Source organism: uncultured Wocania sp., assembly GCF_964021735.1.
Classification (GTDB): Bacteria; Bacteroidota; Bacteroidia; order Flavobacteriales; family Flavobacteriaceae; genus Wocania_A.
Genome location: NZ_CAXIBN010000136.1, coordinates 1 through 8,265, shown reverse-complemented (window position 1 = coordinate 8,265; position 8,265 = coordinate 1). Strand labels below are relative to the sequence as shown.

Sequence of the window (8,265 nt, the reverse complement as noted above, 5' to 3'; positions counted from 1 at the left end):
TATAGTGCCTTTAGGTCTATATCGTCAACAATTATGTTAAAAGAAATTACGGCTAACTAACTTATAGGATTATTTGATAGCTATAATTCTCTATTATATAAAATATCCCATAAGGTTTTAGTATTCCAAAAGAAAATTTAGAACTTGGGTCATTAAACATTTGGCTCTTGGGTTTAGTACTAAATAAGAAACATTCTGCTGTTTGTATCTATAATTAGCCGTTATGTAAAATAGCCGCTACCAAGCGCTCGATTGTTTTATAAAATCAAATTGCTCTGGCAATTTATTTTACACACAATTATCCAACGCTTGCCAACGCCAAAATAAAAGCTAACCTTTTTGCTCTTATTAAAAATCGCGTATTCGGTAAAATGTACGTCACAAAAAATTTTAGACGATTCTCGTAAGCTTGCCACAAGAGCATAAAATTACTCTGCGAGATAATTTCTATGCACTTGTTATATTTAGAACTTCAATTAATCTTCTTTTTCATTAATTCAAGGCTGCATATAATTTTGGAAACAATTAACGGCTCATTCACTAAATTTTAGGAAACATTTGGACTCATTAACATTGCTTTGTAATTCGTTGTATGATTGAAACTCTTAAGAAATTTTATTACTAAACCCCTAAAATATGCACGCTCATTTCTCCTATTGTTTTACCAAAATTTTATGAGGCCGAGGAAAACATTAAGTTTCTATTTTACATAATATAATTAAACTATTCTTCCCAAACTATGCTTAAAACTTGATTATTATGAAATAAACAATGTTCTTTAAACTCTCTATTTGTATGTGATTGCCATACGTTACTAAACCAATCCATAGCAAAAACTATTTGAGTGTTTTTTGGTTTTCGAGATAAATTAAAATACTCTCCTGCAACAGTATCTTCAGGTACTTTGTATTTACCATTTTTTAATTTCCAATATAGGAAATCGTCACTCGACCAATACCAAACTATTTCATTATTTTTGGAATAAACTACCATTATTGGATGGTTTCCAATTGCAGAAAACCTCAATGCTGTTGCAGAAATACTTGTTTGGTATTTTTTTGCCAACCCTTGGATTAATGAAAAACTAAATTTCCTTCTATAACAATCCTTTTGAACTTTACTTTCTGGCAATAAAAGGCATGATGCAAAATAATCTGCTTGCCTTTCAGCTCTGTTTTTATTTACAAAACCAGTAAATGAACAATGACTTGGTGATTTTCCTTGCACTAACGCATTTCTATGTGAATCGATAAAAAAATGCCCTAATTCATGTGCAAATGTAAATCTTGCTCTTTCAGTATAGGCATGCCCTAGCCTATCAATATTAATATATATATGAAATTTGTTGTTTTTAAATTCTATTAATCCATCAAAAGAGTCTTCATAGTTTCCGTAACTATAAGTTATATTGTTTTTTTCTGCTATTATTTCGGGATTAATAAGTCCTCTTGGAAAATGAAATTCTGCAATACTACTTGCCAATTCATTTAAACTCTCTTTATCATATGCAGATAAAAAATCACTGTTTTTTTTCTCCATTTTCGCGATCTTTCTGCATTTTATTCTTCACTTCTTTAGAAATAGATTTTCCTTCACGAGCAGCCATCGCTAAATTGTCAGTTTGATTAGGAACACTTTTAGTAGTTTTTAAATCAATTTTTTTAGTCTTCCCTCTTTTTAAAATCTCTAATGGATTATCCCAGTTTTCTGGTTTTTCATATGACTTTTTAAATTTTTCTTCGAAAGCCTTAATTTCATCGTCACTTGATGGCATTACATAACCATTTAAGCGTAAGATTTTTGCTAAATCACTTTTATTGGTTTTCATTTTAAACGGCTTTTAAATTTGATTTTGATTCAATTTCATTAATTAATTTCTTTTTTACACGACTTCTAATCATTCTAATATTATCACGAGTTGTTCCATATAATTGTTCAATATTGTCTAGAACTTCTGACGGTGTATTTTTTCCTTCTTCAAAATTATCGTAATAAGTTAAAATAATATATCTATCCCTTTCAGATAATGAATAAAGTGCATCTTCCAAGATTTTTCTGTTAGTAGATAATTTTAATTCTAATTTTTCAAAGACGTCTTCAGATATTGATGGTTCAAAAAAATTATCATCGTCATCAATTATTTTTGTTTGTTTAGAATTATAATTTAAAGATTCCCTCAATAGGTCATTCTTCTCATTTTTAGAAATTGCTGCTAGATATACTCGAAATGCATCATCTTGTGTCTTATGTTTATTTGGGTCAAATTCAAAATCTAAAGGTTTGTTATAAACTTCCATAAACGTATTATCAGCTACTGTATTCGCAAATTCATTTATTTCAGATTCTGAATTTAAATAAATCGATTTCTTAACTGAATTAAACACAAACTCACTAAATCTTTTGTATAGCAGACTGAATGACTTTTCAGCCATTTTTTTGTCTGTTTCCTTTTCTGATATATAGAAAAGCAGGTCTTGTACTTCTTCTTCCATATGAAATATGCTGTACTTGTATTGTTAATATCTTAAAAGCGTGACAAATTATTTATCGATATAATGTCACACTTTAAAGATATTATTATTGAAACATAAATCATCAATTATTTAAAATAAATATCACTTTTAAGTGACTATAAATCTTGAATTTAGATTCTGTCACGCTTTTAAGATATTATAGGTATAATTTAAATTTTAATAAAAATGGCTAGAAACAAACCTGTAGGAGACAACGCAAGAAAAGGAGCAGTAAAACAACGCTCACAAGTATTAAACCCTAAAACTAATCTTTATGTAAAACGAGACACAGAAACTGGAAAGTTTATGGACGTTAAAACATCTGGAGGGAAATTTAAAGGAGTTAGGAAAGAAAAATAATTTTAAATAAATAAAGTATGATTAAAAAATTACAATTGAATGCTCAATTATATCCAGCAGATGTTGTTGTAGCAAAAAAAAGAAGTGGATTAGGTAGAATACTAAATCACTACATTGTTTATGTTGGAAATGAAACTTTTATAGGAAACCTGAAAAATGGTGTGAAAATATTATCAAATTCTGAACTTACAGAGTTATTAGTTGATTATGAACCTATAAAAGTAAATCCTTTCATTGGCTCTAACACTCAACGCGTTCGTGCTATAAATAGAGCTTATAACAGGCTTGGACAAAAGTACAGCCTTTTAAATTTTAACTGTGAACATTTTGCAAATTGGGTTCAAAAAGGAAAAGAAAACAGTTTACAAGTAACAATAGCAATATCAGTTATGCTTTTAGGCTTAACATATCAATTAATTAAATCCTCAAATAATGAAACAAGAAACATTTAATGAACATTTCGGTATAACCGAAAAAAGAACAGAACATCTAAACATTTTAATGGAAAATGATTTAGAAGCATTTATTGACCCTTATCATATTGCTAATAATTTAGGCAATATGATTGCAAAAAAAATGTACTTAAGAAGTAAGTCGTTTTTAGAAACTCTTAATAGAAGATATATAGTTACTAATGATAGAAAGAACGGATTAAAATTTTTATCTCATTTACACGAAGCAAATGAGTATCATCTAGGATATTCTCATAGTAATAAAGGGAAAGGTATTGGACCAACAAAAGCTGATTTTGTTTTTGATTCATTATCCGCAAATAAATTTGCAAAAGCAGGAGTTTCAGTTACTAATGAAGCCCATAATGTTTTACTATTAGTTAAAGGGATTGGTCAAGATAATATGTCTGATACTTTAGCAAATGTTTGTAGAGATATTCTAGCTGAATTCACATTTCAACAATGTATAAAATATGGCATAAAAGTTTTTGAAACAAAAATTGAATATTATGATCATTCTTCAGGAAAATGGATAAAGAAAAAGGCTAATCTTCCTAAATATAATGGAAAATATATAATTTTAGTTCCTCAATTTTTAACTAGTGGTCAAAGGATTTATACTAATCGATACAACTGGTTTATATCAAGTAATTTTATATCTAAAGAAATATTAAATGGAACAATTAAATTAGATGTTGATGGTAAATTTATTAATAAGTTAAGAGATGGAACTAAAAAGCCAATAATTAAAAATATTAATAATCATTTTAGAAAACCAAAAGATAAATTAATTGACTTTGTAAAGAGTTACAATGGTTCACTTTTAGATTTTCAAGATTATGTTAAGCTAAATTATCCATCGATAGATTTAGAGAAGTTAATAGAGCTTTATAATAAGGCATCATAGAAAGGAAACTCTTTAAGAAAAGGGTTTCCCTCTTTTCTTAAGTTAATACCAACCTGATAATTGTAAGTAGCATCTATCTTCAACATGTTCACTAGGAAGCCATTTAGCAAGAGAAACTCTAATTAATGTTCCTTTTGGTATCGTAGCTATACCATTATTAACACCTACCCATTTCAAACTTTTCTTTTTATTAATAAAACTTAAGATTTTATAATTATAAAAATATCTTGAATCTTCTAACACTAAATCTATGTCGCTTATCCAAAAGCCAACACTCTGACTAGGTAAATGCTGATTACTACCAGAGATATATCCTTTACCATCATTTTGCCATTTAAGTTTACCATCGAATAAATTATCAATATGACCTTTATAAATTTTTACTCCCGATTTAATTAAAAATTGAGATAAATTATTTACAACTCTTATCTTATGATTTATTTTAATAAAAACATCTTCTATGTGAGGTTCAGTAATATGTGGTGAATCTTTAAAATCAATATCCCAAACATCTCCTACATTTAATGGAGTATTAGCAAATTGATACCATCCTTTAGGGTTTCTAGCTCCTCCTCTATTTAATAAACGTATAAACCTATTATTATTTAAAACTAATCCACCTACACATACGTGATTATTTCCATATTTAGTTTTTGATGTGATAAGTACTTCCATTATTTATACATTTTTAATAATGTATTTATATTCATCACTTAATCTTTGAGATACTAATGATCTATGACATGCTTTATGTGATTCTTCAACACAAAACAAAACAATGTTATTTGCATCAGATTTTTTTAGTTTTTCTAAAAACTCTTCAAAATTAAAATGGTTGATAACTTTATTTTTATATTCATGAATGAATACTTTTCCTAGAGTTTTCCTATCTCTTTTTAGCTCGTGATTATTTAAATCAGCCAACTTTTGTAACTCTCTAATTTCTTTAGTTGGAGCTAAATCAAGATAATGAAAATACTTAATTCCTAAATCGTATAGTTTACTTTGAAGTCTTTTACTGTTAACAAAAGAATATTTTGAGCCTCTAACACCACGTCTTTGACGTATATCACAAAATGTATCAATATTATTATTTAGTAGTTTATCGAAAAATTCTTTTTCAGTGGAATTATAAACACCTATTGTATGAAAGTTCATGTAGTGTTTATATATAAGTTTTTCTTGAAGTTAAATCATCTTCACCAAATAAATTTTCAAGGTTTTTTCCTTTAGTAAACTCATCGATTACTACTTTTTGCTCTTTTATTTTATTAGGCACAATGTGTTTAACAGAAATGTTATATTTTAATAATTCTTGTCCAATTAGCTTACTTCTATGACATTCACTAGGATTTGATTCACTACACATTAGAGCAATTTTCATATTTTCTTCATTTGCTTCAACTAAAACTTTAATTGCTTCTTGAAAAAAAGATTTTGTTGTTATTTTAGAATAATCAACTTTACCATTTGTATAGCAAGTTGGGTCTTTTGGTAATCCTCCTAATTGTTCACCTGCAAAGATGTAAGTAATAGAATGTGCTTTTAAATCTTCTTGTAAAAGAGGTCTATTAAATTGGTGATTAAATTTTGACATTGGTGATGACCTAACATCAAATAAATATTCAATATCATATTTTATTAATTCATCAATGAATGAATCAATTTTTTTATTTCCATGACCTATAGAATATATTGTACTCATCATATCTCAAAGTTAAGATTTAAACTTTGTATATCAAAACTCATTCCACACATATTAAGCTTCCCTCCTACGTCGTCGCATAAAAAGTGTTCCATTAACATTGTAGAAGAAACTTTTTAGAATAAATTTTTTCAAGAAACGTAGTAACAACTTTCGCTTTTAACCAAAGCTCAAGTTACATAACGCAGAACATTATAGTACAAGTGTATTTCATAACATTTTGATATATATAATTCTACATATAACATTTTAAAGACTTCTCTCATGTCTTAAAGGTATAAAAAAGCAGTTCGTTTTCGAACTGCTTTTAAAATTACTAATCTTCTAAATACCCAAATTTGCCAGTATTAAAATCTTGAAAGGCCTCAATAAGCTCTTCTTGAGTATTCATTACAAATGGCCCATGAGCTGCAATAGGTTCATTTAATGGCTCTCCACTTAAAACTAATATCACAGTATCATTTAATGCTTCTACCAAAAAAGATTCACCATCATTACTAAACATTACAAAATGATCTTGTGGTACATTGGTATCTCCATTCACTTTAGCATCACCTTCAACCATTAAAATAGCAGTTGTGTAGTTTTTAGGAAATGTAAATTGGGTTTTAGCATCTTTTTTCAATTTCACATTATACATATTAATTGGTGAAAATGTAGATGCCGATCCTTTATTTCCATTAAAATCGCCTGCAATAATTTCTACTTCTCCAGCATCTTCAGGTAATGCTACTTTAATCATTTCTGAATTGGAAATCGCTTGGTATTTTGGTGGACTCATTTTATCCTTGGCAGGTAAATTTATCCACAGTTGTACCATTTGGAATTCTCCACCAGTTTTACTCCATTCGGTTTCATGAAACTCTTTGTGTAAAACACCCGAAGCCGCTGTCATCCATTGCACATCGCCTTCTCCAATTATACCACCGCCACCTGAGCTATCATCATGTTGTATACGACCTTTATAAGCAATGGTTACAGTTTCAAAGCCTCTGTGTGGATGCACACCAACGCCTTTTGGTTTATTTGTTGCAGGGAAATTATATTTTGAATTATAATCCATCATAATAAATGGATCCATACGCTTCATAGTAGATGTTCCTGGAATAAAGTTATGCACTCTAAATCCATCTCCTACAAAATGTGGCGTTCCTGGTTTTGTTACCTTTTCTATAGTTCTAGTTTTCATTTTTCCTATATTTTACATTTATTAATTTGAATTGATGTGATTTGCCAATTTTATTTCAAACGAGTTGTCTAAATAGTTACGTGAATTATCTGGTTTGTTTTTTGACCAATATGCTGTTTTTACTGCTTCTTCTAAATTTGAATTATCAGTATATTCAACCAATATGATGTTCTCAAATAAGACTGACTTTAAACGGTACAATTTCTTTTTATCAGATTCAGATACTTTAGTAGAAATTGCTAAAACTTTGTATGGTCTTTGCTGTAATTTTTCGATAATAATTTCGACATTACTTACTGTTGAAACCTTCCAGTTTAAAATTCTTGGTACTATTGTACTATTTGTAAATACTAACACTTCTAAATGTCTCATAATGTATTCCTTTCTTTTAATTACTGCTAAATTACAGCAACTAAAAAAGGTATGCATTGACCTATGATAAGATGTGCTATTATGGTTTTACCTATTAAGATTTGAAGTGCTCTTTTGCCAAAGCCTTACGTACTCGACTTAAGCTTTCTGGTGTAATACCTAAATACGAAGCAATCATCCATTGCGGTACACGCAGCATAATATCTGGATACATGTTGACAAATTCTAAATAACGCACTCTTGCAGATGCGCCTAATAATAAACTAATGCGATTATACAAGTGACGAATATGATTTTGCAAGAGAATTTCATTTTGTTTCCTGAAATTTGAATTAATTTTTGCTACTTTATTAACAAAATGCTCATCAAGCATAACAGTTAATGTGTCCTCAACCGCATCTATATAGTAGGTTGATGGTTCTTGAAAAAAGACGCTTCCACGATCACTAACAATCCATTTTTCAGTAGCAAATTGCAAGATATTTTCTTTACCTTCCTCATTCAATGAATAAAAGCGTAACACACCTTGTTCAACAAAAAAAGAATGAGAACATATATCTCCTTGCTTTAATAGAAATTCGTTTTTTTTAACTGTTTTTGTTTTAATGAAAGGCATTATTTGAGCAAATTCTTCTTCAGATAATCCGCCTTTTTCTATGAGATGCTTATTAAAATTAGGTAAAGTCATAATTCATATAAAGATAAATAAATAGAGCCTAAAGTTTTGCCTTTTATTAATTAATAGTGATTTGACACACTTTATCCTT

At 28.7% G+C, this 8,265-nt stretch carries 12 protein-coding genes; 3 read left to right on the top strand and 9 right to left on the bottom strand.

Features of this window, described 5'->3' with window-relative positions:
- Nucleotides 1-723 precede the first annotated feature (723 nt).
- The 3 genes from AADI82_RS11555 to AADI82_RS11545 are packed head-to-tail and all read right to left on the bottom strand — an operon-like array spanning nt 724 to nt 2,492.
- The gene (locus AADI82_RS11555) at nt 724-1,539 is read right to left on the bottom strand and encodes an ImmA/IrrE family metallo-endopeptidase (RefSeq protein WP_341216586.1); all 816 of its coding nucleotides are present in this window, start codon (nt 1,537-1,539) and stop codon (nt 724-726) included.
- On the bottom strand, nt 1,520-1,828 hold the full coding sequence (locus AADI82_RS11550; RefSeq protein WP_341216585.1) for a hypothetical protein: 309 nt from the start codon (nt 1,826-1,828) through the stop codon (nt 1,520-1,522). The genes AADI82_RS11555 and AADI82_RS11550 overlap by 20 nt, the downstream gene beginning before the upstream one ends.
- Before the next feature lies 1 nt (nt 1,829).
- Nucleotides 1,830-2,492: a hypothetical protein gene (locus tag AADI82_RS11545; RefSeq protein WP_341216584.1), complete on the bottom strand. Its 663-nt coding sequence runs from the start codon at nt 2,490-2,492 to the stop codon at nt 1,830-1,832.
- 207 nt (nt 2,493-2,699) lie between these two features.
- Here AADI82_RS11545 and AADI82_RS11540 point away from each other — a divergent pair, with 207 nt between their 5' ends.
- Genes AADI82_RS11540 through AADI82_RS11530 form a run of 3 tightly spaced genes read left to right on the top strand, consistent with a single transcriptional unit; the run spans nt 2,700 to nt 4,232 of the window.
- Nucleotides 2,700-2,873 carry a hypothetical protein gene (locus tag AADI82_RS11540; RefSeq protein ID WP_341216583.1) on the top strand — a complete coding sequence of 58 codons (174 nt, stop codon included), beginning with the start codon at nt 2,700-2,702 and terminating at the stop codon, nt 2,871-2,873.
- Between the two features lie 17 nt (nt 2,874-2,890).
- The gene (locus AADI82_RS11535; RefSeq protein ID WP_341216582.1) at nt 2,891-3,325 is read left to right on the top strand and encodes a lecithin retinol acyltransferase family protein; all 435 of its coding nucleotides are present in this window, start codon (nt 2,891-2,893) and stop codon (nt 3,323-3,325) included.
- A complete protein-coding gene (locus tag AADI82_RS11530; RefSeq protein WP_341216581.1) occupies nt 3,306-4,232 on the top strand; it encodes a hypothetical protein in 927 nt (308 codons plus the stop codon). The genes AADI82_RS11535 and AADI82_RS11530 overlap by 20 nt, the downstream gene beginning before the upstream one ends.
- 42 nt (nt 4,233-4,274) lie before the next feature.
- On the opposite strand, the gene AADI82_RS11525 is transcribed toward AADI82_RS11530, so the two are convergent.
- The 6 genes from AADI82_RS11525 to AADI82_RS11500 all read right to left on the bottom strand — a co-directional run bounded on the left by AADI82_RS11525 (nt 4,275) and on the right by AADI82_RS11500 (nt 8,186).
- Nucleotides 4,275-4,907 carry a hypothetical protein gene (locus AADI82_RS11525; RefSeq protein WP_341216580.1) on the bottom strand — a complete coding sequence of 211 codons (633 nt, stop codon included), beginning with the start codon at nt 4,905-4,907 and terminating at the stop codon, nt 4,275-4,277.
- Nucleotides 4,908-4,910: 3 nt separating this feature from the next.
- Complete coding sequence (locus tag AADI82_RS11520) at nt 4,911-5,390, bottom strand: DUF488 domain-containing protein (RefSeq protein WP_341216579.1); 480 nt, start codon at nt 5,388-5,390, stop codon at nt 4,911-4,913.
- Between the two features lie 7 nt (nt 5,391-5,397).
- Nucleotides 5,398-5,940: a DUF488 domain-containing protein gene (locus AADI82_RS11515; protein WP_341216578.1), complete on the bottom strand. Its 543-nt coding sequence runs from the start codon at nt 5,938-5,940 to the stop codon at nt 5,398-5,400.
- Between the two features lie 313 nt (nt 5,941-6,253).
- Entirely contained in the window at nt 6,254-7,126 is an 873-nt protein-coding gene (locus AADI82_RS11510) for a pirin family protein (RefSeq protein WP_341216577.1), read from the bottom strand.
- Between the two features lie 21 nt (nt 7,127-7,147).
- Nucleotides 7,148-7,498, bottom strand: a complete 351-nt coding sequence (locus AADI82_RS11505; RefSeq protein ID WP_341216576.1) for a hypothetical protein — start codon at nt 7,496-7,498, stop codon at nt 7,148-7,150.
- A gap of 94 nt (nt 7,499-7,592) precedes the next feature.
- Nucleotides 7,593-8,186 (bottom strand): Crp/Fnr family transcriptional regulator, encoded by a 594-nt coding sequence (locus AADI82_RS11500; RefSeq protein WP_341216575.1) that lies wholly within the window; start codon nt 8,184-8,186, stop codon nt 7,593-7,595.
- Nucleotides 8,187-8,265: the final 79 nt, after the last annotated feature.

What these genes read in the sequence shown, in the direction of transcription:
- AADI82_RS11555 (WP_341216586.1), bottom strand. Translation starts at nt 1,539, where the DNA reads ATGGAGAAAAAAAACAGTGATTTTTTATCTGCATATGATAAAGAGAGT.
- AADI82_RS11550 (WP_341216585.1), bottom strand. Translation starts at nt 1,828, where the DNA reads ATGAAAACCAATAAAAGTGATTTAGCAAAAATCTTACGCTTAAATGGT.
- AADI82_RS11545 (WP_341216584.1), bottom strand. Translation starts at nt 2,492, where the DNA reads ATGGAAGAAGAAGTACAAGACCTGCTTTTCTATATATCAGAAAAGGAA.
- AADI82_RS11540 (WP_341216583.1), top strand. Translation starts at nt 2,700, where the DNA reads ATGGCTAGAAACAAACCTGTAGGAGACAACGCAAGAAAAGGAGCAGTA.
- AADI82_RS11535 (WP_341216582.1), top strand. Translation starts at nt 2,891, where the DNA reads ATGATTAAAAAATTACAATTGAATGCTCAATTATATCCAGCAGATGTT.
- AADI82_RS11530 (WP_341216581.1), top strand. Translation starts at nt 3,306, where the DNA reads ATGAAACAAGAAACATTTAATGAACATTTCGGTATAACCGAAAAAAGA.
- AADI82_RS11525 (WP_341216580.1), bottom strand. Translation starts at nt 4,907, where the DNA reads ATGGAAGTACTTATCACATCAAAAACTAAATATGGAAATAATCACGTA.
- AADI82_RS11520 (WP_341216579.1), bottom strand. Translation starts at nt 5,390, where the DNA reads ATGAACTTTCATACAATAGGTGTTTATAATTCCACTGAAAAAGAATTT.
- AADI82_RS11515 (WP_341216578.1), bottom strand. Translation starts at nt 5,940, where the DNA reads ATGATGAGTACAATATATTCTATAGGTCATGGAAATAAAAAAATTGAT.
- AADI82_RS11510 (WP_341216577.1), bottom strand. Translation starts at nt 7,126, where the DNA reads ATGAAAACTAGAACTATAGAAAAGGTAACAAAACCAGGAACGCCACAT.
- AADI82_RS11505 (WP_341216576.1), bottom strand. Translation starts at nt 7,498, where the DNA reads ATGAGACATTTAGAAGTGTTAGTATTTACAAATAGTACAATAGTACCA.
- AADI82_RS11500 (WP_341216575.1), bottom strand. Translation starts at nt 8,186, where the DNA reads ATGACTTTACCTAATTTTAATAAGCATCTCATAGAAAAAGGCGGATTA.